The organism is Mangrovibacillus cuniculi (genome assembly GCF_015482585.1).
GTDB classification, from domain to species: Bacteria; Bacillota; Bacilli; order Bacillales; family R1DC41; genus Mangrovibacillus; species Mangrovibacillus cuniculi.
In genome coordinates this window covers 1,354,851-1,379,453 of sequence record NZ_CP049742.1, presented here as the reverse complement: position 1 = coordinate 1,379,453, position 24,603 = coordinate 1,354,851, and the positions used below count along the sequence as shown (strand labels likewise).

The 24,603-nt window shown below is 36.7% G+C and carries 27 protein-coding genes and 1 riboswitch; of the genes, 24 read left to right on the top strand and 3 right to left on the bottom strand.

Annotated elements, in window-relative coordinates:
- The first annotated feature begins 38 nt into the window (after positions 1 to 38).
- Positions 39 to 173, top strand: a riboswitch (FMN riboswitch).
- Positions 174 to 406: 233 nt separating this feature from the next.
- A complete protein-coding gene (locus G8O30_RS07045) occupies positions 407 to 1,009 on the top strand; it encodes an ECF transporter S component (protein ID WP_239674267.1) in 603 nt (200 codons plus the stop codon).
- A 45-nt stretch (positions 1,010 to 1,054) separates the two neighbouring features.
- Here the strand turns inward: G8O30_RS07045 and G8O30_RS07040 are convergent, their stop codons facing one another.
- Complete coding sequence (locus G8O30_RS07040; protein WP_239674266.1) at positions 1,055 to 1,303, bottom strand: ferredoxin; 249 nt, start codon at positions 1,301 to 1,303, stop codon at positions 1,055 to 1,057.
- A gap of 221 nt (positions 1,304 to 1,524) precedes the next feature.
- On the opposite strand from G8O30_RS07040, the gene G8O30_RS07035 reads away from it, so the two are divergent.
- The 10 genes from G8O30_RS07035 (at position 1,525) to G8O30_RS06990 (ending at position 11,589) form a co-directional block, all read left to right on the top strand.
- On the top strand, positions 1,525 to 2,562 hold the full coding sequence (locus G8O30_RS07035; protein WP_239674265.1) for a YpbB family protein: 1,038 nt from the start codon (positions 1,525 to 1,527) through the stop codon (positions 2,560 to 2,562).
- Complete coding sequence (locus tag G8O30_RS07030) at positions 2,549 to 3,985, top strand: RecQ family ATP-dependent DNA helicase (RefSeq protein ID WP_239674264.1); 1,437 nt, start codon at positions 2,549 to 2,551, stop codon at positions 3,983 to 3,985. The genes G8O30_RS07035 and G8O30_RS07030 overlap by 14 nt, the downstream gene beginning before the upstream one ends.
- A 77-nt stretch (positions 3,986 to 4,062) precedes the next feature.
- Entirely contained in the window at positions 4,063 to 4,299 is a 237-nt protein-coding gene (locus tag G8O30_RS07025) for a hypothetical protein (RefSeq protein WP_239674263.1), read from the top strand.
- A gap of 50 nt (positions 4,300 to 4,349) precedes the next feature.
- Positions 4,350 to 4,802: a DUF2663 family protein gene (locus G8O30_RS07020; RefSeq protein WP_239674262.1), complete on the top strand. Its 453-nt coding sequence runs from the start codon at positions 4,350 to 4,352 to the stop codon at positions 4,800 to 4,802.
- A 143-nt stretch (positions 4,803 to 4,945) separates the two neighbouring features.
- Positions 4,946 to 5,578: a CBS domain-containing protein gene (locus tag G8O30_RS07015; protein ID WP_239674261.1), complete on the top strand. Its 633-nt coding sequence runs from the start codon at positions 4,946 to 4,948 to the stop codon at positions 5,576 to 5,578.
- An 84-nt stretch (positions 5,579 to 5,662) separates the two neighbouring features.
- Complete coding sequence (locus G8O30_RS07010) at positions 5,663 to 6,445, top strand: metallophosphoesterase (RefSeq protein WP_239674260.1); 783 nt, start codon at positions 5,663 to 5,665, stop codon at positions 6,443 to 6,445.
- A gap of 82 nt (positions 6,446 to 6,527) precedes the next feature.
- On the top strand, positions 6,528 to 7,436 hold the full coding sequence (locus G8O30_RS07005) for a MerR family transcriptional regulator (RefSeq protein WP_239674259.1): 909 nt from the start codon (positions 6,528 to 6,530) through the stop codon (positions 7,434 to 7,436).
- A gap of 936 nt (positions 7,437 to 8,372) precedes the next feature.
- Positions 8,373 to 8,939: an adaptor protein MecA gene (locus G8O30_RS07000; protein WP_239674258.1), complete on the top strand. Its 567-nt coding sequence runs from the start codon at positions 8,373 to 8,375 to the stop codon at positions 8,937 to 8,939.
- Positions 8,940 to 9,229: 290 nt separating this feature from the next.
- The gene (locus tag G8O30_RS06995) at positions 9,230 to 10,507 is read left to right on the top strand and encodes a Glu/Leu/Phe/Val family dehydrogenase (protein WP_239674257.1); all 1,278 of its coding nucleotides are present in this window, start codon (positions 9,230 to 9,232) and stop codon (positions 10,505 to 10,507) included.
- 101 nt (positions 10,508 to 10,608) lie between these two features.
- Entirely contained in the window at positions 10,609 to 11,589 is a 981-nt protein-coding gene (locus G8O30_RS06990; RefSeq protein WP_239674256.1) for a YpdA family putative bacillithiol disulfide reductase, read from the top strand.
- Between the two features lie 71 nt (positions 11,590 to 11,660).
- On the opposite strand, the gene G8O30_RS06985 is transcribed toward G8O30_RS06990, so the two are convergent.
- Positions 11,661 to 12,644 (bottom strand): asparaginase, encoded by a 984-nt coding sequence (locus G8O30_RS06985; protein WP_239674255.1) that lies wholly within the window; start codon positions 12,642 to 12,644, stop codon positions 11,661 to 11,663.
- A 68-nt stretch (positions 12,645 to 12,712) separates the two neighbouring features.
- Between G8O30_RS06985 and prsW the strand changes: the two genes are divergently transcribed.
- The 9 genes from prsW (at position 12,713) to fni (ending at position 20,815) form a co-directional block, all read left to right on the top strand.
- Positions 12,713 to 13,414, top strand: coding sequence for a glutamic-type intramembrane protease PrsW (prsW, locus tag G8O30_RS06980; protein ID WP_239674254.1), 702 nt, complete (start codon positions 12,713 to 12,715; stop codon positions 13,412 to 13,414).
- A gap of 167 nt (positions 13,415 to 13,581) precedes the next feature.
- Positions 13,582 to 14,490 carry a spore cortex-lytic enzyme gene (gene sleB, locus G8O30_RS06975; RefSeq protein ID WP_239674253.1) on the top strand — a complete coding sequence of 303 codons (909 nt, stop codon included), beginning with the start codon at positions 13,582 to 13,584 and terminating at the stop codon, positions 14,488 to 14,490.
- 12 nt (positions 14,491 to 14,502) lie between these two features.
- Entirely contained in the window at positions 14,503 to 15,855 is a 1,353-nt protein-coding gene (gene ypeB / locus G8O30_RS06970) for a germination protein YpeB (RefSeq protein WP_239674252.1), read from the top strand.
- A gap of 232 nt (positions 15,856 to 16,087) precedes the next feature.
- Complete coding sequence (locus G8O30_RS06965) at positions 16,088 to 16,747, top strand: flagellar brake protein (RefSeq protein WP_239674251.1); 660 nt, start codon at positions 16,088 to 16,090, stop codon at positions 16,745 to 16,747.
- 49 nt (positions 16,748 to 16,796) lie between these two features.
- On the top strand, positions 16,797 to 16,991 hold the full coding sequence (locus tag G8O30_RS06960) for a DUF5359 family protein (RefSeq protein WP_239674250.1): 195 nt from the start codon (positions 16,797 to 16,799) through the stop codon (positions 16,989 to 16,991).
- Between the two features lie 237 nt (positions 16,992 to 17,228).
- The gene (gene cmk / locus G8O30_RS06955) at positions 17,229 to 17,897 is read left to right on the top strand and encodes a (d)CMP kinase (protein WP_239674249.1); all 669 of its coding nucleotides are present in this window, start codon (positions 17,229 to 17,231) and stop codon (positions 17,895 to 17,897) included.
- Positions 17,898 to 17,899: 2 nt separating this feature from the next.
- Positions 17,900 to 18,484: a lysophospholipid acyltransferase family protein gene (locus G8O30_RS06950; protein ID WP_239674248.1), complete on the top strand. Its 585-nt coding sequence runs from the start codon at positions 17,900 to 17,902 to the stop codon at positions 18,482 to 18,484.
- A 124-nt stretch (positions 18,485 to 18,608) separates the two neighbouring features.
- A complete protein-coding gene (rpsA, locus tag G8O30_RS06945) occupies positions 18,609 to 19,748 on the top strand; it encodes a 30S ribosomal protein S1 (protein ID WP_239674247.1) in 1,140 nt (379 codons plus the stop codon).
- Between the two features lie 14 nt (positions 19,749 to 19,762).
- Positions 19,763 to 20,815, top strand: coding sequence for a type 2 isopentenyl-diphosphate Delta-isomerase (gene fni / locus G8O30_RS06940; protein WP_239674246.1), 1,053 nt, complete (start codon positions 19,763 to 19,765; stop codon positions 20,813 to 20,815).
- Positions 20,816 to 21,106: 291 nt separating this feature from the next.
- On the opposite strand, the gene G8O30_RS06935 is transcribed toward fni, so the two are convergent.
- A complete protein-coding gene (locus G8O30_RS06935) occupies positions 21,107 to 21,241 on the bottom strand; it encodes a YpzI family protein (RefSeq protein WP_239674245.1) in 135 nt (44 codons plus the stop codon).
- Between the two features lie 123 nt (positions 21,242 to 21,364).
- Between G8O30_RS06935 and G8O30_RS16250 the strand changes: the two genes are divergently transcribed.
- From G8O30_RS16250 to der, 4 genes are all read left to right on the top strand, one after another.
- A complete protein-coding gene (locus G8O30_RS16250) occupies positions 21,365 to 21,988 on the top strand; it encodes a YphA family membrane protein (RefSeq protein ID WP_420844604.1) in 624 nt (207 codons plus the stop codon).
- On the top strand, positions 21,981 to 22,877 hold the full coding sequence (locus G8O30_RS06930; RefSeq protein WP_239674244.1) for a YIEGIA family protein: 897 nt from the start codon (positions 21,981 to 21,983) through the stop codon (positions 22,875 to 22,877). The genes G8O30_RS16250 and G8O30_RS06930 overlap by 8 nt, the downstream gene beginning before the upstream one ends.
- Positions 22,874 to 23,059, top strand: coding sequence for a capping complex subunit for YIEGIA (locus G8O30_RS06925; protein ID WP_239674243.1), 186 nt, complete (start codon positions 22,874 to 22,876; stop codon positions 23,057 to 23,059). The genes G8O30_RS06930 and G8O30_RS06925 overlap by 4 nt, the downstream gene beginning before the upstream one ends.
- A gap of 222 nt (positions 23,060 to 23,281) precedes the next feature.
- Positions 23,282 to 24,592, top strand: coding sequence for a ribosome biogenesis GTPase Der (gene der, locus G8O30_RS06920; RefSeq protein WP_239674242.1), 1,311 nt, complete (start codon positions 23,282 to 23,284; stop codon positions 24,590 to 24,592).
- Positions 24,593 to 24,603 lie beyond the last annotated feature (11 nt).

The window sequence follows — 24,603 nt, the reverse complement described above, 5'->3', positions numbered from 1 at the left end:
CTATGTATAATAAGGGTGTAAGATAAAAATGAATAGCGATTCACCTTCGGGGCTGGGTGAAATTCCCGACCGGCGGTAAGGAGTATACGTACTCTTAAGCCCGCGAGCTTTTCGAAGCAGGATTTGGTGTGATTCCAAAGCCGACAGTATAGTCTGGATGGGAGAAGGTGAAGGTAGCCGCAAAGCAAAACGCTTTACATGTGGTTTATTTAAGTATGCAGATTTTTTAGAAGTAATTATTACATTATTTCTTTCAGAGTTGCCGCTTAAATAATTCAGTTGTAATTCGTCTTTTTGCTTGGCTTCTTAGAGATGATTAGCCCCTAACAAAAGTTTGGGCTTATTTGTTTTTAAGAAGTAGTAGGTTATCTTTCTTCTTTGGTGAATCCCAAAAGGAGAGAGAAGTATGGGGAAATCTGTTAGAAATCTTGTGTTAATTAGTTTTATGGGCAGTTTGTCGTTTCTGTTGATGAAGATAAGTGTCCCAATCTTACCAGCTGCTCCGTTTTTAAAATTAGACATTAGTGATTCTGTCTCGTTTTTAGCGGCAATTATGATGGGGCCGGTAGCAGGAGTGTTGGTTGAATTATTAAAGAACACAATTCACTACATTTTAGACAATTCGATGACTGGAGTACCAATTGATCAAGCATCTAATTTTACCGCAGGAATTCTTTTCTTATTACCGGCTTATTACATTTACACAAAGTTGAATAGTAAGAAAGGTATGTTAGTCGGTTTTTCTGCAGGTATTGTTGCAATGACAGTTGGGATGAGTGTATTGAATTATTTCTTATTCGTTCCAGCGTATACGTGGTTTTTAAATGCACCTGCTTGGGAGTCAGCTGCTTTACTACAGTTTATTTTATCAGCTGTAGTACCATTTAATTTAATTAAAGGTGCAGTTGTAGCAGGAGTTTCCTATATCTTAGTAACAAGACTTCATACAGTAATTGAACGTAATCGTGCTAGTGTGCCAAGTTCAGTGGAGAAAAGCGTAAAAGCATAAATAAAAAACAAGGACATTTTTATTGTCCTTGTTTTTTATTTATTACTATTCAAATTTAAGAGCGTCACCATCAAATGGTTCTTCAGAAATCTTGATGGAGTCAGTAGGGCATCCCTCGAATGCATCTACCATATCCTCGTGTAACTCATCAGGGATTTTGCATGTTCCTTCATTATCATCTAGAATTACAAATGCAATACCCTCGTCATCGTAATCATAAATATCTGGGGCAGCTGCTCCGCACGCTCCACAAGCGATACATGTATCTTTGTCAACAATTGTATATTTTGCCATGGAAAATAACCTCCTTTGCTCTAACCATCAACAAAAAGTTGTATGGAAAATTGGTCTCATCTTTTATTTTAAGGCCGATGTCTCATCTTTTCAACTGTAAAGAGTACATATCATTAATGTAAGTGCTTACATTTTAAAAAATCACTTAAAAGAGAAAAATATTAATTGTAATGATACAATGACAATGTAGTAAAACGTTTAGGCAGGTGAAAAAGGTGTTATTGGACAAACTTATTTTAACCATTGCGACAACATTGCATGAGCAGCGTTCTTATTCCTCTATTTTCCATATATTAAAAGGGAAAAAATCTTCCCAAACCATTCAAGATATTCATTTATTTTCACTAACAGCTTATTTCTCCATTTTACCAAAACTCTCAAAAGAACAATTCATGGAACGCTTAAATTCTCTAAGAGACGATCAGTATATATCATTGGATACAGAGTTAATTAAAGTAACAAGCAGCGGGTTGAATAAAATGCATAACGCACCAATTTTGTTCCCATTTTTAAACGGATGGTCGTTTCATAAAGTTACGAAAGAGCGTTGGGAGAAAATGAATTTATTAATTCAAGTGGTATCTAATGCATTAAGTCAAAATAAAAACTATATTCCCATCGTTCAAGATGAAAAAGTTCAAAAAGAGTTGAAATTTTTTCTAGCCTCCCATCTAACAAGTCAAACGTTAAAAGAATTTGCACATACGTTATTGGAAGAATGTAGTGTTGTGTTTGAAGAAATGGAAACAGCACCTACTTTACTGATAAAAAAACTTTCTGGTGTAAAAACTTCAGGGCAAACCATGTACCAATTGGCAGATGAATGGAATGTTTCGGAAATAGAGATGCAACTAATGTGGTTACATGCTTGGCATGAATGGATGGCTATATACGAAAGGCTTCAACCACCATTATTAAGTATGCTACTACAAACAACAAATAACGTTTCTTTATACACTAGTTCCACGCAACATACGAAGAGATTACTGGATATGGGAAATTCCCTAGAAGATGTTGCTTCAATTAGAGGTTTAAAGAAAAGTACAATAGAAGATCACGTCATAGAACTGGCTTTGATGGATCCTCATTTTGATAGTTCCATCTTATTAACGCAAGAAGAAGAAAGATTAATAAATGAGGCAATAGAAACTTTACAGGTTCAACGTTTAAAACCTATAAAAGAGTCCGTAGGTGACGCGATTTCGTATTTCCAGATTAGGCTTTGTATAGCAAGGAGAGGAAAAAATGAACTTACATAAAATTCTGCAAGAACGGTTTGGGTATTCTTCCTTTCGTCCAGGACAAAAAGAAGTCATTACTTCTCTTTTAAAAGGGAAAAACACGCTTGCTATGTTACCAACAGGAACAGGAAAATCCCTGTGTTATCAACTTCCTGCTTATACTATAGAAGGTCACATAATCATTATCTCTCCATTACTTTCTCTCATGCAAGATCAAGTAAACAGGATGAAGATGGTTGGAGAGAAATCTGTTGTAGCGGTAAACTCTTTTTTAAGCCAGGAAGAACGCAGTGATGTGTTGAAGAATATTAGTCGGTACAAATTTATTTTTGTTTCACCTGAAATGATGCAAAACCCATATTTTCAAAGGTCGATTTCCAGTTTATCTATTGGACTTTTGGTAGTGGATGAAGCACATTGTATTTCTCAGTGGGGACTTGATTTTAGACCAGATTATCTGAGGATCGGGGAGTTTAGAAAACTAATTGGAGAGCCCTTAACTTTAGCATTAACAGCTACAGCTACAAAAAAAGTAAGAAAAGATATTTTTACTTATTTACACTTGGATTCGTGGGAAGAGCACATCTATTCCGTAGACCGTAGAAATATTGCAATGAACGTTGAGAAAGTATCTTCTGTTGAAGAAAAAAAAGAGAGATTGTTATTCCTGTGCAAAGAACTAAAAGGTTCAGGAATTATTTATTTTTCAAGCAAAAGATTAGCAGAAGAATGTCATCAACTTTTTGTAAATGCAGGGATAGGAAACACTGCCTATTATCATGCGGGGCTAAGTACAGAAGATCGTATGCTTATTCAGCAGCAGTTTATTGACAGTCAACTACGTGTCATTTGTGCAACCAGTGCATTTGGAATGGGGATTAATAAAGAAGACATTCGTTTTGTTATCCATTTTCACATGCCGAGTCAAATGGAATCCTATATCCAAGAAATAGGTCGTGCTGGAAGGGATGGAGAAAAAAGTATTGCCATTCAACTTTATCAAGAAGGAGATGAAACATTAACTTACTCCATGGTCGAATATGAATTACCTTCTGAAGATACAATCGATCGTTTCCTAGAAGGTAATGTATTAGAAGAAGAACTGCAAGAAACTTCGGGTGTAAGATATCTGCAGTATTTAGAGAGTAAGTTTGCTCATTTACCATTGGTAGAAAAAAGAAAGTATATGGTAGAACAGAAAAACAATAGAATTAGTCAGAAGTTAGTAAAAGTTAAAGAAATGCATGATTGGGTACTGACCAGTAATTGTAGAAGAAAAGAACTAGTTTCCTTGTTTGATGAGCAAATCGAAAACAAACCGGTTACATGTTGCGATAATTGTGGGATGGACGTAAGTAATTTTTTTGGAGAAGAGTTGTTACAAATTAATGAGGTGCAAAAAGACTGGAAATGGATGTTACACGATATTATTTTGGGGTAAAAGAATCATGAGAGCATAACAATCACCTGTTACAATAGATAGAGAGAAAGAAAGACCGGTTAGAAAGGAGTATGGTTGTGAAAGAGCACGAAGATAAATACATAAAGCTGATGTTGGAACATCGAAAAGAAATTCACCTACAAGATGCTCCTCCTGAAGACCAGGAAACAATACCACTTCCATCTCGTAAAGAACGACATCAAAAAGTCAATACCTATAAATCTACTTCATTATCCACTGTATGGTTGCCGAGGATTCTTTTATTTATTTTTCTTCTCATACCAGTATGTTTTCTATACTTTAAAATGCCGTGAATACAACCCTCTTCCACATCATATTAATGGTTAAGGAAGGGGGTTTTAAATTGGACAAGGATATAAAAGATTTGTACCCTTATGCAGATTCAACCACAATTTATATGTTGAATCAAGTATATTTTAGGAAGAAAAAGTTTGATACTTGGAAGAAGTATTATTTATATTGTTATATTACTCTTGGTCTTTTATTTTTTTCTTTTTTCTCTTATTCCTTTGAGAAGATAGTAAAAGTTTACTCGCATTCTAGCGATCAGTTATTTTTTGCATTTATGTCAAATCCACTGCTCCCATTGTTTTCTATTCTATTTGGTACAGGATGCTTTTTCGGGATATTAATCTATAGAAAAAAACAAAAATATGAAAAAGAGTATCAAGATTTAAGGAAAGAGATTGTGGACAGGAGTAAGGATTTGTGGAAAGATAGCCTATGGACCAATAGGCACCATGTGTTTGAAGTAATGAAAGAAAAAGGAATTAATTTGTATCATGCTACAAAATGAAGTTATAATTTTCTGAAAATTATAGTGACATCCTCTGTATTTTTGCTATACTTAATCAAACATGTCTTTTTTCGATATATCTGACATTTATTTGGTGATGAAAAAATATATGTAGGTAGAATTTATAATTTGAGGTGATTGGTATGTTTGTAAAAAATTTGTTAATTCCGAAGCATAAAGTATTTTCTTTACAGCTAGGACAAAGTCTAGAAGAAGCGATGAACATGTTAGAATCAAAAGAAGTAGATGCGCTACCTGTTCTCGATAAGCAGAAATATGTTGGCGTAGTTACTCGCTATAATATTTATAAAGGTTTATTTGATTCTGGTGAGGAAAAAGAAACATTCTTAAAGAAAACTGATTTGACGGAAGTGTTGAGCCACCAAGATAAATACTTAGAGGGAAATGAAGTGTTCGAACAAACGTTAGTGGAACTAAAAGATTTTCCTTTACTTGCAGTAGTAGATGAAAAATTAAACTTTTTAGGTGTAGTCACTCGATTTGATGTAATGGAACAATTTCAAAGCGCGTTTGGAGTGCATCGAAAAGGAATTCGAATTGCCTTTACATCTGTAGAAACAGAAGGCCGTATTGCAAGGTTAGCAGAGATTATCCAACAGTATCACGAATCTGTCATATCACTAGTTACATTTGATGAAACGGATAAATTGGTTAGGAGAATAGTTTTAAAAATTGAGAAAAAAGATAATATTGATAAATTTATTACTAAATTAGAAAAGTCAGGATTCCGTGTTTTAGACATCGTAGAAGACTGATTTCCTAGGTATCTTCCAATTAGGAAGGTGCCTTTTTTCGTTCTGTTTGATAAGATAGTAAAAAACAATTTTAGGGAGTGCGTAATGCTAATATTGTCTGTATCAGCTTTAACTATTGGAATTCTATTAGTTGTTTTTATGATATATAATGCATTTTCCAATAATTTATCAACGATAGAAGTTGAATTAAATAGGTTTCCACATAATAGCAGCGAATTAAAGGTGTTTTATATATCTGATGTACATAATAGAGTCATTAGTGAAAAATTGTTAAATCAAGTACATGACGTAGAACTTGTTATTATAGGAGGGGACTTTAGAGACAATAGAACTCCAAATTGGAAAATAGAAGAAAACTTGAAAAGATTGTCTAGATTTGGACCTATTTATTTTATTTGGGGGAATAATGATTACGAGGGAGATGTAGAAACGTTTAAAAAACTGTTGGAAAAATGGAAAGTCATCGTGGTTGGAAACGAAGTAGTTTTGATTTCTTATAACGGGTCTTTCATCCAACTTGCAGCAATAGAAGATATGAGTATGAAAAAAGATAATGTACATAAAACTATTTCTTCTATAAATAAGAATGAATGTTGTATTTTTGTCAGTCATGACCCAAGAATTAGACGAAAAGCAGGAGTTAGCTTACAAGGATATGTAGATTTGCTTTTGAGTGGGCACACACACGGTGGTCAAATTAGAATTTTCGGTTTTGGCCCTTACACGCTCGGTGGGGTGCACCAAACATTTCCATATGTTCATTTTGTATCTAATGGCTATGGGACTTCTATTATACCCTTACGTCTAGGGACAAAAGCTGAAGCGCATGTACTTACAATACGAAAAAAACCTGCACAAACTATATAAAAAACCTACACAAAGTTTACACGAAGGGATTTTCTCAGTATAATCGGTGATGATAAGGTACTGGTAATTGGAGGATGTTAGAATGACAAGCCAAGATGAAGGAAAATACAACATCAAAGCAGTTTCAAAAATGATAGGCGTTCAACCTGGCACGCTAAGGGCTTGGGAGCGACGTTATAATATGATAGCACCTGTAAGGAATGATTCAGGTCATCGTTTATATACTGAGAAACATGTTCATATATTGAAATGGCTTGCTAATAAAGTGAATCAAGGTTTCACAATAAGTCAGGCAGTAGCTTTGCTTGAAAAGAGTGACTTTGAAAATGATATAGTAGATAAAAGTAAAGAAGTTGACCAAACGGATACTCTATCAGAAGAATTAATGCAAGCACTACTTCAATTTAATGAAGTAAAAGCACATGAATTAATTAATCATGCATTTGCCATTTACACGATAGACAAAGTGGTTATTGATGTATTAGGTTCCATTTTAGTTAGAATTGGTGACCTATGGGAGAGTGGACAAATTACGACCGCACATGAGCATTTTGCTACTTCCATACTTCGTTCCAGAATCGGAATCATTATGCACTCTTTTCCCCATAACGGTATTTTACCTAAGGTAGTGGCTGTATGTGGGCCAGGTGAGTGGCATGAATTAGGATTGTTAATATTTACCTTGTTTGTTAGACGAAAAGGGTTTGAGGTTATTTATTTAGGATCCAGTATTAAAGAAGAAGATATTGATGTTGTGCTGGATACTGTAAAACCAAAGTTCTTGTTTATGTCTTGCACAATGAGAGAGAATTTACCAAACTTGTTTGAGTTGGTTGATCGTTTGAAGAGTGAACGAGAAGAATTAGAGGTTGGTTTAGGTGGTTTTGCGATTGATACGATGCCTGCTAAGAATAGAGAAAAATACGATGATATGATTATTGGTGCAAATAAGAACCATTGGGAAGAGTGGCTCCTGGCGAAATCTTCATGAATCTTTAGTGACTGCAATGGGATTTCCGCTCCAGGGGGGACGCGTTCCGCGGGGCGGTGCCGAGCATCCTCGTCGCTGTAGTACGCGCTCCTGTGGGGTCTCGACTTACCGCTTCAATCCCGCCGGAGTCGCCCCCTTCCGCTTCAATCCCTCAGTACGTATTAATGTAAAGTAAAATTTCTGCAATGATATAATTTAAAAAAGAAACTATGAGAAACGACTGAAGATGCATGCAACTCTGTGCATCTTTTTTGTTTTTACTTTCTTGATCTCCAAACTTTTCTGCAGCGGCTGATCGCGCGCCTGGAGCTTTTGTTACGTGACCGGTAACAACTCGGTGTTGACCACGTGATGTGGTCCGTATTTAACCGAGTATCCTTTTCTGCAGTGTCTAGCTCCAGGTGCGCAACCGCTCTGAAAAGTCTGAAAGCCCTCCGTTGGCTGAAGAGCTGCCTCCTCGGTCTTCCAAACTTTTCTGCAGCGGCTGATCGCGCGCCTTTCGCTTTTCTTGGTGTCTAGCTCCAGGTGCGCAACCGCTCGGAAAAGTCCGAAAGCCCTCCGTTGGCTGAAGAGCTGCCTACTCGGTCTTCCGAACTTTTCTGCAGCGGCTGATCGCGCGCCTTACGCTTTTCTTGGTGTCTAGCTCCAGGTGCGCAACCGCTCGGAAAAGTCCGAAAGCCCTCCGTTGGCTGAAGAGCTGCCTACTCGGTCTTCCAAACTTTTCTGCCGCGGCTGATCGCGCGCCTTTCGCTTTTCTTGGTGTCTAGCTCCAGGTGCGCAACCGCTCGGAAAAGTCCGAAAGCCCTCCGGTGGCTGAAGAGCTGCCTCCTCGGTCTTCCAAACTTTTCTGCCGCGGCTGATCGCGCGCCTGGAGCTTTTCTTGTCACCCACAGCCCACTTTCACATAATATGGGTTAGGAGTGGAGGGCGAGATTTATGAGAGTCGAGCGCGTTGACGATTATCGAGTTAAATTTTCAATTTCTTTTGACGAGTTGCAGGAAAGAGGATTTGGAGAAGATGAGATTTGGAAGAATAGTCATATTTGGTACGATTTGTTTGACGAGATGTTAGATGAAGCGGAAGATTCTTTTGGAATAGTTGCTTCCCAAACCATTTCTATTGAGGTATATTCCTTAACTATACAAGCAATCGAGTTAATTTTAACTCTAGAGATGGAAGAAGATAAGCATTTCATTGATGAACCACCACTAATAAACACACAAAGCCATCAAGACTTACTCCTGATATTCAATGATTTTGAAGATTTAGTTTCTTTGTGCAAAAGATTAGTTAATCATAATTTAGACATTGATAGTGAATGGTATATATATGGTGGCGAGCATTATCTATTGATGAATGGAGATCATGATCATTTAGGTACTCTATCCATTGTATTGGAATATGGAAGGGAATCTCTCTTTACAACGCATCTCATTAGAGAGTATGGAAAACAGATTATTTCAGAGTCAGCAACACTTCAAATTTCAAAGTATTTTCAGTAGATGATTACACGAAAGAAAAAAATATTAAAAACATATACACCCTGCGTAAATTAAGTTATTTTTGCGGGGTGTATATGCAAAATGAACGCAACATACATACCGTGATTCGTGTAAGTTTTATCCATATTAGAAGATAAATAAAGTAGTTTTAAAATATAGTTATGTCAACAATGGTTACGCTTACAAAAATGACTATTTCTTTTTGATTTTACTTTGCACAAGCCTTGGAAAGGTGTATACTATGTTCTGAAAGAAGCTTAGCTACTTAGCAATTTTAGGGGGTTTACGTAATGGTAGCCGATAATGGTGCAGATAAGACAGGTAAAGAGGAGAAACATAATGTATTAACGTCCACACAGACAGTAATACATAACGCCCTGGAGAAACTAGGTTATCCGGAAGAAGTCTATGAATTGTTAAAAGAACCGATGCGCATGATGACTGTGAAGATTCCTGTTCGTATGGATGATGGAACAGTAAAGGTATTTACAGGTTATCGAGCTCAACATAATGATGCAGTAGGACCAACAAAAGGTGGAATTCGTTTTCATCCAAATGTGACGGAAACCGAAGTGAAAGCACTTTCGATTTGGATGAGTTTAAAGTGTGGAATAGTAGACCTTCCATATGGTGGAGGTAAGGGTGGAATCATATGTGATCCTCGGGATATGTCTTTCCGTGAACTTGAACGTTTAAGTCGAGGTTATGTTCGTGCGATTAGCCAAATAGTTGGACCAACAAAAGATATTCCAGCGCCAGATGTGTTTACAAACTCTCAGATTATGGCATGGATGATGGATGAATATAGTCGTATAGATGAATTTAATTCTCCAGGCTTTATTACAGGTAAACCGATTGTATTAGGCGGTTCTCATGGTCGTGAATCTGCAACCGCTAAAGGAGTAACTATTTGTATTCGTGAAGCTGCTATGAGACGTGGAATTGAGCTGAAGGGTGCAAGAGTAGTTGTACAAGGTTTTGGTAATGCAGGTAGCTTCCTAGCTAAATTTATGCATGATGCAGGAGCAAAAGTTATTGGTATTTCAGACGCATATGGTGGACTACATGACCCTGATGGATTAGATATAGATTATTTATTAGACCGTCGTGATAGTTTTGGTACAGTGACGAAATTATTTAACGATACTATCTCAAATAAAGAACTTCTGGAGCTAGATTGTGATATCTTAGTACCAGCTGCAATTGAAAACCAAATTACAGAAGAAAATGCACACAATATCCGTGCCTCCATTATTGTAGAGGCTGCAAACGGTCCAACAACGTTAGAAGCAACGAAGATACTAACAGACCGTGGGATTTTACTTGTACCTGACGTACTAGCTTCTGCAGGAGGAGTAACAGTTTCGTACTTTGAATGGGTACAAAATAATCAGGGCTACTACTGGACAGAAGAAGAAGTAGAAGAGCGCCTAGAGAAAGTAATTGTAAAAGCATTTGAAAACGTATATGATACAGCTCAAAATCGTCGAGTTGACATGAGGTTATCCGCATATATGGTGGGTGTTCGCAAAATGGCGGAAGCATCTAGGTATCGTGGTTGGATCTAAAAGATTCCCTTTCATTTGTCAATTTAAAAGAAATCCTCTATCCTTAAGGGTAGAGGATTTTCTATTGCTCTCTGTGAAGGTGAGTAGAGGAGGTAACAAAGTTGAGAAGTGAAGAAGTAATTATTGTTGGAGGAGGTCCCTGTGGACTTGCAGCAGCTATTGCATTTCAAGAGAAGGGTATTACTCCACTTGTAATAGAAAAAGGAAATATTGTGAATGCCATTTATCAGTATCCTACACACCAAACATTCTTTAGTTCAAGTGAAAAGTTGGAGATTGGAAATGTTCCATTCTTAACAGAAGAATTTAAACCAAAACGTAATCAAGCCTTAGTTTATTATAGAGATGTAGTTAAACGAAAAGGGATTTCTATTCATTCATTTGAAAAAGTTGAAAGTGTAAAAAAGCAAGAGGATGATTCTTTTGTAGTCACCACTACGAAAGAAGTTTATAAAACTAAAACGGTTATTATTGCAACTGGGTATTACGATCACCCAAATATGTTACAGGTACCAGGGGAAGATCTTTCTCATGTGTATCACTATTTCAAAGAAGCACATCCATTCTTTGATCAAGACATAGTTGTCATAGGTGGGAAGAACTCTGCAGTTGACGCAGCGTTAGAGTTACACAAAGCTAGAGCGAGAGTTACGGTAATCTATAGAGGGTCTGAGTACTCTAACAGTATTAAACCTTGGATTCTCCCAAACTTTGATGCTCTAGTAAGAAACAATGAAATTAATATGATGTTTAATACCAATATAGAAGCCATAGATAAGGAATATGTGTATGTTTCTACTGGTCAAGAGAACAAGAAAATAAAAGCACAACATGTGTTTGCCATGACAGGGTACCATCCAGACCACCAGTTCTTACGTAAAATGGGAGTTAGGATGGATGATGAAACGGGAAGACCAACGTTTAATCCTCAAACTATGGAAACGAATGTAAACGGTATTTATATTGCTGGAGTTATTGCTGCAGGTAATAACGCCAATGAAATCTTTATCGAAAATGGGAGATTTCATGGAGAGTTAATAGCAAAAGATGCTATAGGAAAATATGTGCAAAGCGTAAACTAGAGTAACTAATTATAAGAAACAGGTGTATCCAAACCAGATACACCTGTTTCTATTTGTTATTCGTAATGAAATTAATGATCGCTATCCTTCTCAAACCAATTACGTAACACATGTAGGTCCGTAGTCGATTCTAAGGCAGCTAATAATTTTATTCGTGCTTTCTGCCCATTTAGACCGGTAGCGAAAATTGCTCCTTCATCTTTTAACTGCTTTCCACCACCTGCATATCCATAAATGTCTTCCGCACTTCCGTTAAAGCATCTACTAACTACTACAACTGGAAAGTTTGCTCGTAGTAATAATTTAACTCCTTCAAAAGCGTCTAAAGGCATATTTCCTTGTCCTAATGCTTCAATTACTACTCCATCAAATCCAACAGTAGGGAGAATTTCCAACATGTTACTCTCCATACCAGCATACGATTTTAACAATGCGACCTTCTTTGTTATGGAACTCACTGGGAAATATTCTCTTTCTAGTGGACTGTGGTGGAAAATACTCCCTTTTTTTGCTACAATACCAATTGGACCGTATTGTGGAGACTGAAAAGTGGAAACGTTTGATGTATGCGTTTTGGTTACATTTTTTGCTGTATGAATCTCATCATTCATGACAACCAAGACGCCTTTCCCTCTGGCTCCATTACTTGAAGCAACCTTTATACTAGAACGAAGATTATACAAACCATCTGAACCTATTTCATTACTAGATCTCATGGCCCCTGTCAACACGATTGGTATATCTAAGGATAGGCTTAAATCTAAGAAGTACGCTGTTTCTTCTAATGTATCAGTGCCGTGTGTAATGACAATTCCATCAATTCTTGTTTTTTCCACTTGTTCTAAGATTACTTGTTTTAATAGCAACATATCTTTCGGTGTAATGTGGGGAGACGGTAAATGAAATGGCTCTTCTATTGTATAAGCTGCAAGATCTTGTATTGCAGCATTTTCGCTATGTAAGGGATTCGTTGATTGAGGTACAACGCTACCTTCTTCATTTTGTTGCATGGAAATTGTTCCACCAGTATGAATCAGTAAAATTTGTTTTTTCATAATTTATATCTCCCTTCTTGTCATTTCCATGATACGATGATAGAAACTAATTGAAAAGAGGACAATCGATGTTTGTCATTTTGTCAGCGGGTATTGCTCCTGGTTTAGCATTACTTAGTTACTTCTATTTAAGAGACGAATTTGAGTCAGAACCTTTAATTCAAGTAGCAAAAACGTTCATCTTTGGAGCAATTATTACCTTTCCTGTAATGTTTATACAGTTTGTGTTAACAGAAGAGAATATATTTACTACTTCTTTTCTTCAGGCATTTCTGTCTATTGGATTTATTGAAGAATTTGTAAAATGGTTTATATTGTACTTTGCAATGGTAAAACATGCAGAGTTTGATGAACCGTATGATGGTATTGTTTACGGTGCTGCAGTATCTCTTGGCTTTGCAACAACTGAAAACATCCTTTACTTAGTAGCCCATGGTGTAGAAATCGCTTTTGTTAGAGCAATTTTACCAGTTTCAAGTCATGCTCTTTTTGGGGTAGTAATGGGGTATTATCTTGGTAAAGCAAAATTCTCCCCTTTTTCTAGAAAAATGTATTGGTTACTACTTTCTTTCACTGCACCTTTACTGCTTCACGGGTTGTATGATTTCCTATTACTTCAAAAAGGTATGATTGCATACTATGTTATCCCGTTTATGTTTTTCTTATGGTGGTTTGGATTAAGGAAAGTAAAATTAGCACATCAATTAACTATACAACATTATAAAAACCAACATCCCATTAGTAAATCTAATACTCATTTAGATCTATAATGTTCGTCTATTGCGTAAATTAGAATGGGAGATTAAAGGGAAAGCACCTCTTTTGTAGAGGTGTTTTCTTTTTTTATTCCGAGACATGAATGTTCTATAGAATAAATTTCATTTTCTGTAGAAAACTACAGTCAATGCCATATCATCATGAGGAGGTTAACAGAGGAATGAAGCACTATAAAAAACTTTTATTTTCCTTAGGAAGTTTACTATTAGTAATCACATTGATTACATCATCTAATGGAAAGGTTTCAGCCTTTTCGGATCAAATTATACAACACGGTGCTACTGGAGATGACGTAATTGAACTTCAATCTAGACTGCAATACATCGGTTATTACAATGGGAAAATTGATGGTGTCTTTGGTTGGGGAACATATTGGGCTGTAAGGAATTTTCAGTATGAATTTGGACTACCTATTGACGGATTAGTTGGCCACACAACAAAAGATAAATTAGTAAAAGCTTCAAATTACAATGAAAAGTTCGTAAAAGGAAATATTGAAAAAGGCAAAAAATTTACGCACTACGGTGGAACAGATTTGAATAAACAAAAGCAACCAGCTAAAGGATCAAAAACCCCTTCTACTAATCAAGGAGGTAAGGCAAACAATGCTGGGACTGGACAAACCGCTGAAAACACAGGTCAACAAGGTGGATCAAATCAACAAGCTCAAGAAACACCAGAACAACCAACAGCGGTAAATACTCCCGGTGGTTATTCTCAAAATGACATTCAGTTAATGGCGAATGCCGTTTACGGTGAAGCTCGTGGTGAGCCTTATGAGGGTCAAGTAGCTGTCGCAGCAGTAATATTAAATCGAGTAAATTCACCTACATTTCCAAACACCGTTTCAGGAGTTATCTTTGAACCGCTAGCTTTCACAGCTGTTGCGGACGGCCAAATTTGGTTAACCCCAAATGAAAGAGCAAAAGAAGCAGTTATTGATGCAATTAATGGGTGGGACCCAACTGGGAATGCTCAATATTATTTCAATCCTGATACAGCGACAAGTAGTTGGATATGGTCTAGACCACAAATTAAACGAATCGGTAAACACATTTTCTGTAAGTAGAGGGGTGAAAGTATGATTAGAACAATTTTAATAGTCGTCTTAGCATTAGGAGCAGCAGGAACTGGTTTATGGGGGTACCAAGAACACCGAGAAAAGAATGCTGTTTTATTGAACGCGGAGAACAATTACCAACGAGCATTTCATGAGTTAACGTATCAGGTTGATATGATACATGACAAAATTGGTGGTACTCTAGCAATGAATTCTAACAAATCTTTATCACCTGCGCTTGCGGATGTATGGAGATTGACTTCTGAAGCACAAAGTGATGTAGGACAACTTCCAATCACATTGTTACCATTTAATAAAACAGAAGAATTCTTAAATGGAATTGGAGATTTTACCTATAAAGTTGCAGTTAGAGATCTTTCCGATGAGCCGTTAAATAACGAAGAATACGCTCAATTAGAAAACTTATATAAACAAAGTGCCGAAATTCAAAATGAACTACGTAAAGTGCAACATTTAGTATTAGAAAATAACCTTAGGTGGATGGATGTAGAAATGGCACTTGCGGCGAACGATGAGACCGCAGATAATACCATTATTGATGGATTTAAAACGGTAGAAAAAACAGCTGAAGGGTATGATGAGGCAGCAAAAGGTGATCCGTCTGCAATAGCACTCTCAAATGACCAAAATAATGGCTATCAAAATTTAAGTGGTGAAGCAATCACGAAAGAAGAAGCTGTGAAGATTGCTAAGTCTTATATAAGTAAGGACAAAGTAAAGGAAGTCAAAGTTACTCAAAATGGGGAAGGTTCAGAAGTCGGTTTTTACAGTGTATCCATTGTTCATGGAAGAAACGCAGAAGCGAATATGGATATTACGAAAAAAGGTGGGTACCCGATTTATTTACTTGATACAAGAGAAATAAGCGATACGAAGTTAAGTTTAAATCAAGCTTCTGAAAAAGCGAAAGAATTTATGAAGGAACACGGTTTTAAAGAGCTTGAGATGTTTGAAAGTACCCAATATGATAACATGGCTCTATTCAATTACGTTTCTGTAAGAGATGGAGTAAGAGTGTACCCTGACATGGTGAAAGTAAAAGTAGCCTTAGATAATGGAGATATTGTAGGTTTTACAGCCGACGAATACTTACAAAACCATAAAGAAAGAGAGATTCCAGAGCCAGCTTTAACGTTAGAAGAAGCTAGAAGCTATATTCATTCTAACGTAAAGATTATGGATGAGAGATTAGCGATCATTCAAAATGAACTGGGAGAAGATGTCCTATGTTATGAATTTATGGGGCAAATGAATGATGATACGTATCGAATTTACATCAATGCAGAAACTGGCCAGGAAGAAAGTGTAGAAAAACTGCAAAATGCAGAACCTATTTATGATGATTTGGTATAAACATAAACCACGTGTCATTTTTGATACGTGGTTTTTGCTTTTGAAAGGTTACAACATAAAAATAAGGAACTGATGATAAACACATTTAGATAAAGCTTCTGAATTGTTCAATGAACTTTCTAAGTACATAGGAAAAAAGTATGTAAAATAGCATTTTTTCACAAATTACACCTAGAATTGCAACTATTTCCATGCAATAATATAGATAATAAATGTCTAGGAAGGTATTACTATGTTAAAAATAGGGACTATTTTGACGCTAGAAGCGGATTTGGGTGAAAAGAAAGAAAAGTATAGGTGCCGTGTTGTAGAATTAGAGGAAGATCGTTTTTTTATTGATTATCCAGTATCTCTTTCTACACAAAGAACAGTGTTTTTAGTTGATGGTACTGAACTACAAGTTAGTTTTGTAGAAGATGAAGATCAAGCTGTTTTTTCGTTTCCAACAGAAGTGCTTGGTAGAAAGATGAACAAAATTCCAATGATTATGTTGGTTTTACCTAACTTGGATGAAATTGTGAGAATACAAAGAAGGCAGTTTGTTCGAGTGGATAGTTCTTTAGATGCATCTTTAACAATACCAGCTATCAATAAAACGTTACATGTACTAACGGAAGACCTTAGTGCTGGTGGTTGTGCTGTAATATTGCCACCTGATGAAATACTTCCCTCTCAAGAAAAAGGGTATATTATTGTGGTTTTACCCATGAGTGGGGGCAAGACATACTATGTCAAAACGAATGTAACTATTATAAGGCAATGGGAAAAAGATAAGCGAACCATCTGTTCCATTCAATTTGACAAACTTTCCGAGCAAGATCAACAAAACATCATTCGTTTTTGTTTTGAACGACAAGTAGCTATGAAGAAAAAAGGTTTACCAGGAGCATAGTGACAGTCTAGACCGGGCATAATGACTACTAAAAAATCGGTTGGTGACGATGAAAAAAGTAGAACGAATACTTATTAAACTAGCTGTCATTCATTTAATCTTCCTTGTAATTATTCAAGGCATACTTTTACCAAACTTTTCTTCGACTTCTGTTCAAAAACTTACCATTTATGAAGGCGTCGTAAAGCAAGGTTATGACCATTGGATAGAAGTATGGAAATCCAAAAGTCAAAATGGCTTTTGAAAATATGTGGGCTGCCGGCTGAAGTTCTATCATAGAACGGCTGGGCAGCCTTTATTATTTGAAGGCAAAACAATTTGAGGTCATAAACACATCAAGAATGCTCCATACTAATATAGATTTCTATTAACTCTTCCATGGATAATTTACTTAGGGAAAAGTTAATATTGCGTTTTTCATCATATAAAGTCCTATGGTACAATAGGACAGATATTTTACGTAGAGAATGAGGTACTAAAAATGACAAAACAATTAAGAATAGCAATTGATGGTCCAGCTGCAGCTGGAAAAAGTACTGTGGCAAAGATTGTCGCAGCCAAATTAGGATACGTTTATATTGACACGGGTGCCATGTACCGTGCTATTACTTTATCTGCACTAAGACAAGATATTAATTTAAATGATGAAAAAGAATTAATAAAACTATTAAAAAATACCTCCATTGATTTAAAAACATCTGATCAAGGACAGCGTGTATTTGTTAATAATCACGATGTAACAGATGCAGTTAGGGAAAATGAAGTAACTAACTCTGTTAGTTATGTTGCTAAACATAAATTAATTAGAGAAGAAATGGTTGAAAGACAACAACAGTTAGCAAGTATGGGCGGAGTTGTTATGGATGGTAGAGATATTGGTACTCATGTCATTCCAGATGCAGAAGTAAAAGTGTTTTTACTTGCCAGTGTAGAAGAAAGAGCTGTTAGAAGACTTGAAGATAATAAAGCTAGAGGAATTTCTTCTACTCTTGAAGAATTAAAAAGAGAGATAGCTGCGCGCGATAAAATTGACTCAGAGAGAGAAGTTGCACCGCTAAAGAAAGCGGACGACGCTATTGAATTAGATACTACGTCACTTTCAATTAATGAAGTAGTGGATAGAATTATGGCTATGATAGGGGATATTTAATCATGACAGCTTTTTATTCATTAGCTAGAAATGTAGTGCGAGGTGTTTTATCACCTCTTTACCGATTTGAAGTAATCGGTAAAGAAAATGTTCCTTCAGAAGGTGGTATTCTCCTTTGCTCTAACCATATTGATAACTTAGATCCACCAGTAGTCGGAATCACATGTCCAAGAAAAGTTTCTTTTATGGCAAAAGAAGAGCTGTTTAAAGTTCCTGTACTAGGTGGGATAATTAGACAATTACAAGCATTCCCAGTTAAAAGAGGTTTAAGTGACCGAGAAGCTCTTAGAAAAGGTTTAAAGTTGCTAAAAGAAGGTGGAGTTCTAGGACTTTTTCCTGAAGGAACAAGAAGTAAAAACGGTCAATTAGGAAAAGGTTTAGCTGGAGCTGGCTTTTTTGCATTAAGAACAAACGCATATGTCGTACCATGTGCAATTATTGGACCATACAAGAAATTCGCTACTGTAAAAGTAGTTTATGGTAAGCCAATAGACTTAGCTGAGTATAGGGAAAATCGAGCAGGAGCTGAAGAAGTTACTGCTGTAATTATGGGAGAAATTCAGAAGTTAATAGATCAGCATAAGTGATGTTTTTTGCGAGTGTCTTTGCTTGACAAATAGTGCTATTTATAAGAAGTTAGAGATAGGATATTGAACTTCTGGTCACTTTTCAGAAGATTCTCGAGCCGCTTTAGACGAAGGAGGAGTACATATGGTAGAAGATATGAATCAAGTGGAAGTAAATACTTTCGCTGTCGGTGACAAAGTGAAAGGAACTGTTACAAAAGTAGAAGAAAAACAGGTATTAGTGGACCTTGCAAATAGCAAAGTTGACGGTATTGTTCCTATTAGCGAATTATCTAGCTTACATGTAGAAAAAGCTTCCGATGTCGTTTCAGTTGGAGACGAGTTAGAGTTAATCGTGACAAAAGTAGAAGAAGAACAACTTATCGTGTCTAAGAGAAAAGTAGATGCAGAACTAGCTTGGGAAGAAATGGTTTCCCGCTTTGAAAATGGTACAGTTTTTGAAGCTGAAGTAAAAGATGTCGTTAAAGGTGGACTAGTAGTTGATTTAGGTGTACGTGGATTTGTACCAGCATCTCTAGTGGAAGATCACTTTGTGGAAGACTTTACAGACTATAAAGGTCGTACATTAACATTTAAAATTGTGGAGCTAGATCGTGAAAAGAATCGTTTAATTCTTTCTCATCGTGCAGTTGTAGAAGCACAAAAAGTGGAAAAGAAACAACAAGCCTTACATGGTATTGAAGTAGGACAAGAAGTAGAAGGAACTGTACAACGTTTAACAGACTTCGGTGCATTTGTTGATATTGGAGGAGTAGATGGACTAGTTCATATCTCTCAACTATCACATCAACACGTAGAGAAGCCTTCTGATGTTGTGACGGAAGGTCAGTCTGTTCGTGTGAAAGTTCTTGGAATTGATCGTGATAATGAGCGTATATCTCTTTCCATAAAAGATACTCAACCAGGTCCTTGGGAAGAGGCAGCAGATAAGATCCAAAAGGGCTCTGTATTAACAGGCGAAGTAAAACGCTTAGTTACGTTTGGTGCATTTGTTGAAGTATTACCTGGGGTAGAAGGACTTGTACATGTATCCCAAATTTCACATAAACATGTAGCAACACCGCATGAAGCGTTAAAAGAAGGCCAAGAAGTACAAGTGAAGGTCTTAGATTTAAATGTTTCTGAACAACGTTTATCTTTATCTATTAAAGAGTTGTTAGAAAAAGAACATGCAGAAGAGATAACAGATTATGAACTACCTGAAGAGTCTCGTGGATTCCAATTAGGGGATATGATAGGAGACAAACTGAAAGGGTTGAAATAATAGGAGGAACAAACGTGTCCAGACAACAACGTAAACTAGATCATATCACCAATGCTTTGCAAACAGGTCAAAGTAGATCTACATTGTTAGACGAAGTGAATTTCGTTCATCAAAGTTTACCAAATTCTAGCGTCGAACACGTTTCTCTTCATAGTAAAATGGGCGAACTTTCGTTAAGTTCGCCCATTTTTATCAACGCCATGACCGGTGGTGGAGGAAAAGAAACGCTAGAATGGAACCAAAAGTTATCTGTCATTGCTCGAGAATGCGGTCTTGCGCTGGCCGTAGGCTCTCAAATGGCTGCTTTACGTTCTCGTGAAGAAAGAGAGTCCTATGCCATTGTTAGGAAAGAAAATCCAACTGGATTTATCATGGGAAATCTAGGGAGTGAAGCGACGGTAGATCAAGCGAAAGAAGCAGTGGAAATGCTAGAAGCGAATGCACTTCAGATTCACTTAAATGTCATTCAAGAATTAGCAATGCCTGAAGGAGACCGTGATTTTAAAGGGGCTCTTGAGAGAATTCAACGCATATCCGATGAGCTTTCAGTTCCTGTGATTGTAAAGGAAACCGGATTTGGTATGTCACAAGATACAATTCAGAAGTTAAATGAAACATCCATCTCCGCCATTGATATTGGTGGATTTGGTGGTACCAACTTTGCTAAGATTGAGAACTTAAGAAGACCTAGGGCACTAGATTTCTTTCATGAATGGGGTGTTCCTACTGCTGTGTCTTTACTGGAAGCTGCAGCTGTGAACCCTTCCAAGACGATCATAGCTTCTGGTGGTATCCAGAATGCTTTAGACGTGTTAAAGTGCTTATCACTAGGAGCTAAGTTCGTTGGTATTGCAGGTGTTGTGTTGAAACATGTGAAAGATAACGGGATAGAAGATACTGTTTCTTTTTTACATGAATGGCATGAAGACTTGCGTTTTATGATGTGTGCGGTAGGTGCGCATGAGATTGATGATTTATCTGCTGCTCCTCTTATATACGGTGAAAATATAGATCGTTGGTTAAGGCAAAGAGGTATGGATAGTGTGGAAATGAGCTATAGGCGTTAAGAAGCTATATAATACAAAAGAGTTCAGGATAAAACTAAAAAGGTGCATTCGAAAACGAATGTACCTTTTTGGTGTTGAATTAGAGTTTAAAATACTGCAGGATTAGTGCTTTACGCAATATTTTTTTTGGATTGGAGCGGAAGGGGGCGACTCCTACGGGAAAGGTGGGTTACTGAGACCCCACAGGAGCGCGAACTACCGCGACGAGGAGGCTCAGCAACCCGCCCCGTGGAAAGCGTCCCCCTGCAGTGGAAATCCCTGTGCAGTTACTTTTTTACACAGCCCTTTTACTTAACCCTTTTGATTCTTCCTAGCTTCCTCCGCACTCTCAAGCTTAGTAGCTCCATCGTAATGGAGAGCTTGGTCACGGTCTGATTCTACTCTTCCACTTGCTTTTAATTTCTTCTCTTGACGATCTTTACCCATAATGAAATTCCTCCTTTCACCCATTAATAAAACCAACAATTCCGTTTCTTCTATTCTTTTCAAACAAATGATGATTATTCTAAGTAATTTAGAAACATACTGGGCATAGTAGGAGGTGTTGAGATGTCTATCTTGCTTATAGGTGTTGTGTGGGGTGTATGGTTCTGGTCGACTTTCTTTCAAAATAAGAATCGTTCTAGGTTATACATAAGTGTTTGTTGTTTACTATTTTTGATTTTCATTCCGTATGAAATGACTCTTTTTGGTCTAATTTCCATTTCCAGCAGTTATTTATTTCTCCTGCTAATCTGTGTGATTTATGTCATTCATCCATCTAGCAAAGTGAAAATTCGCTCTCTCGTTTTAACTATATGGTGTGGGGGTACGATGCTTGCTGGCGTGGAATTGTGGAACTTATATGATCCCATAGTCTTAATGTACTTCTATCCTTTTATTAGCCCGATTATCTGTCTTGTTTTGTTATATTCTTTTTCCAGTATGTCTATCTATGACAAAATGAGTAGAATTTTTTTCATGCATCTTTTTATGGAGTTTCTTTTATGTAGTGTGTTATATCCGCTCCACTTATATAGACCTTTTTTCGGAAATGGTAATGGTCAGATGTTAGCCTACACCTATTTGTTATTATTCTTTATCCTTACACTTGCATATCTCTTTGGAATTTCAACAACCCTGAACAAATCAACTTATCAAACTAAGAGAAAGAGTGATACCTTATATGAATGAATATGTTTATCCCATTCTTCTTGGCGTTATTTCAGGAACTTTAACTAGGATGTATATGTTACGTACTGATTACAGGCAGTATCCTACTCATTTACATGGGAAGATTATTCACATCGCTCTAGGATTTATCGCAGCTGGGTTAGGAACAATTGCTATACCAGCAATAATGGAAGAAGAATTTACGGCTATTACATTTCTGACTTTAGCAGCTTCTCAATTCCGAGAAGTGCGAAATATGGAACGCGAAACATTATCAAGATTAGATGGGCTTGAATTAGTTCCAAGAGGTGCTACTTATATCGAGGGTATTGCCATGGCATTTGAATCAAGAAACTACTTAGTTATATTTACTTCTTTATTAGTTACTTTTAGCTATTTAGTATTTAACTTTTATGTGGCAATAATTGTAGCTATCGTTTGTTTCTATGCTTCAAGGATTTTAATGGATGGGAGTCACTTGGGGGATATAGTAGAAGTGGAACCGTTTCCAATTCGTTTTGATGGTGCCGGTTTATACATTGATAACATATATATCATGAATATTGGATTACGTAGTAGGCAAGAACAAATAATGGAATACGGTATGGGATTCATCCTTACTCCAAAGTCGTTTGACGCCCAAACAACTATTTCAAACTTAGGACAAAGACAAGCAATTTTACATGACATGTCCACTGCTCTTGGCATTTTTAAAGACTCCGGAAATCCTGCTTTAGCTCCTTTAGCAAAAAGAGATTTAGATGATGGACGAGTAGGTGTTTTCGTCTTACCTCAAGTGAAGGATGAAGAAAAAGCCTTGGAAATTTTACGAAGTGTACCAACGTTAGAACATGCAGTTAGAATGCCTACAGAGTCTAAGGCAAATAAGAAAGGACGGAAGCTGAAATGATCTTTGAAAAAGGAATCTTAGCTGCCATAACTACCAGTCCGAGAAAAGTTCCGAGTGGTATAGCTGTCTTTCATTGTGACGACGAAGAGGAACTGAAATTAGTATCATCCAACTTAGAGTATATTCTAGATGGGATTGCACATGAAGTGACACCCGATGTATTTATTATTGTGAAGCACTAATGAATACATTGCCAAAATACTTCTCTATTGGTACTATAGTAAAGCTGACCCCTTCTATTATGAGGGGGTTTTATTTATTAAGCTTTGTAAAGTAATGAGTGATTTTACTTTATATAGTTAGTCTTGACACCGTTTAAATTGCTCTATTAAATGAAGTATTTACAGAGGCTTTAAAATAAAATAAATTACATGCAAAATAAGTTGATAAAGGAATGACCAAACATGACAAAACCAGTAGTAGCGATTGTTGGTAGACCAAACGTAGGTAAATCCACAATATTTAATCGCATAGTTGGAGAGCGTGTGTCTATTGTAGAAGATACACCAGGAGTAACAAGAGATAGACTTTATAGTTCAGGAGAATGGTTAACGACAGATTTTAACATCATTGATACGGGTGGTATAGAAATCAGTGATGCGCCATTTATGGAACAAATTAGACAGCAAGCGGAAATTGCAATTCAAGAAGCGGATGTAATCATCTTTATGACCAATGGTCGTGAAGGGGTGACAGATGCAGATGAAAACGTAGCTAAAATACTTTATCGAACAAAGAAGCCAGTTGTTTTAGCAGTTAATAAAGTAGATAATCCAGAAATGAGAGAGCAAATCTATGATTTCTATTCATTAGGATTTGGTGATCCGCATCCGATTTCCGGTTCTCATGGATTAGGATTAGGTGATTTGTTAGATACAGTGGTAAACCATTTCCCTGAAATAGAAGAAGAAGACTATGGAGAGGATACAATCAAGTTCAGTTTGATTGGACGTCCTAATGTAGGAAAATCTTCTCTTGTTAATGCCTTACTAGGAGAAGATCGTGTCATAGTTAGTGACATTGAAGGAACAACTCGTGATGCAGTAGACTCAAAGTTAACTGTCGGAGAAAAAGATTATGTAATTATTGACACTGCCGGCATGCGTAAAAAAGGAAAAGTGTATGAGTCTACCGAAAAGTATAGTGTACTACGTGCTTTACGAGCTATTGAACGTTCCGACGTTGTCTTAGTCGTGTTAAACGCGGAAGAGGGTATCCGTGAACAAGATAAAAAAATTGCAGGATATGCACATGAAGCTGGAAAAGGTGTCATTATTGTAGTCAATAAATGGGATGCCATTGAGAAAAATGATAAGACAATGAAAGAGTTCGAAGAGAATATTCGTGAACACTTTAAATACTTGGATTATGCACCGATTGTCTATTTATCAGCTGTTACCAAACAACGTGTGAACACGTTGTTACCAATAATTGACACAGTAAGTGAAAATCACTCTATGCGTGTACAATCTAGTATCTTAAATGAAGTAATTATGGATGCAATTGCGATGAATCCAACACCTCAAGACAAGGGTAGACGTTTACGTATTTATTATGCAACTCAAGTGGCTGTAAAACCACCTACGTTTGTTGTATTTGTAAATGAGCCTGAGATTATGCACTTCTCGTATGAACGTTTCTTAGAAAATCAAATTAGACAAGCATTTGGCTTTGAAGGGACACCAATCCGTTTAATTTCTCGTAAACGTACGTAAATAGCGGAAGG

Bases quoted from the DNA above. Each gene is read 5' to 3' on its own strand.
- G8O30_RS06950 (WP_239674248.1), top strand. From the start codon at position 17,900: ATGACAGCTTTTTATTCATTAGCTAGAAATGTAGTGCGAGGTGTTTTA.
- G8O30_RS07030 (WP_239674264.1), top strand. From the start codon at position 2,549: ATGAACTTACATAAAATTCTGCAAGAACGGTTTGGGTATTCTTCCTTT.
- G8O30_RS07045 (WP_239674267.1), top strand. From the start codon at position 407: ATGGGGAAATCTGTTAGAAATCTTGTGTTAATTAGTTTTATGGGCAGT.
- G8O30_RS06985 (WP_239674255.1), bottom strand. From the start codon at position 12,644: ATGAAAAAACAAATTTTACTGATTCATACTGGTGGAACAATTTCCATG.
- prsW (WP_239674254.1), top strand. From the start codon at position 12,713: ATGTTTGTCATTTTGTCAGCGGGTATTGCTCCTGGTTTAGCATTACTT.
- G8O30_RS06960 (WP_239674250.1), top strand. From the start codon at position 16,797: ATGAAAAAAGTAGAACGAATACTTATTAAACTAGCTGTCATTCATTTA.
- G8O30_RS06995 (WP_239674257.1), top strand. From the start codon at position 9,230: ATGGTAGCCGATAATGGTGCAGATAAGACAGGTAAAGAGGAGAAACAT.
- G8O30_RS06925 (WP_239674243.1), top strand. From the start codon at position 22,874: ATGATCTTTGAAAAAGGAATCTTAGCTGCCATAACTACCAGTCCGAGA.
- der (WP_239674242.1), top strand. From the start codon at position 23,282: ATGACAAAACCAGTAGTAGCGATTGTTGGTAGACCAAACGTAGGTAAA.
- G8O30_RS07040 (WP_239674266.1), bottom strand. From the start codon at position 1,303: ATGGCAAAATATACAATTGTTGACAAAGATACATGTATCGCTTGTGGA.
- G8O30_RS06930 (WP_239674244.1), top strand. From the start codon at position 21,981: ATGAATGAATATGTTTATCCCATTCTTCTTGGCGTTATTTCAGGAACT.
- G8O30_RS07005 (WP_239674259.1), top strand. From the start codon at position 6,528: ATGACAAGCCAAGATGAAGGAAAATACAACATCAAAGCAGTTTCAAAA.
- rpsA (WP_239674247.1), top strand. From the start codon at position 18,609: ATGGTAGAAGATATGAATCAAGTGGAAGTAAATACTTTCGCTGTCGGT.
- ypeB (WP_239674252.1), top strand. From the start codon at position 14,503: ATGATTAGAACAATTTTAATAGTCGTCTTAGCATTAGGAGCAGCAGGA.
- G8O30_RS07000 (WP_239674258.1), top strand. From the start codon at position 8,373: ATGAGAGTCGAGCGCGTTGACGATTATCGAGTTAAATTTTCAATTTCT.
- G8O30_RS06965 (WP_239674251.1), top strand. From the start codon at position 16,088: ATGTTAAAAATAGGGACTATTTTGACGCTAGAAGCGGATTTGGGTGAA.
- sleB (WP_239674253.1), top strand. From the start codon at position 13,582: ATGAAGCACTATAAAAAACTTTTATTTTCCTTAGGAAGTTTACTATTA.
- G8O30_RS06935 (WP_239674245.1), bottom strand. From the start codon at position 21,241: ATGGGTAAAGATCGTCAAGAGAAGAAATTAAAAGCAAGTGGAAGAGTA.
- G8O30_RS07015 (WP_239674261.1), top strand. From the start codon at position 4,946: ATGTTTGTAAAAAATTTGTTAATTCCGAAGCATAAAGTATTTTCTTTA.
- G8O30_RS07010 (WP_239674260.1), top strand. From the start codon at position 5,663: ATGCTAATATTGTCTGTATCAGCTTTAACTATTGGAATTCTATTAGTT.
- cmk (WP_239674249.1), top strand. From the start codon at position 17,229: ATGACAAAACAATTAAGAATAGCAATTGATGGTCCAGCTGCAGCTGGA.
- G8O30_RS16250 (WP_420844604.1), top strand. From the start codon at position 21,365: ATGTCTATCTTGCTTATAGGTGTTGTGTGGGGTGTATGGTTCTGGTCG.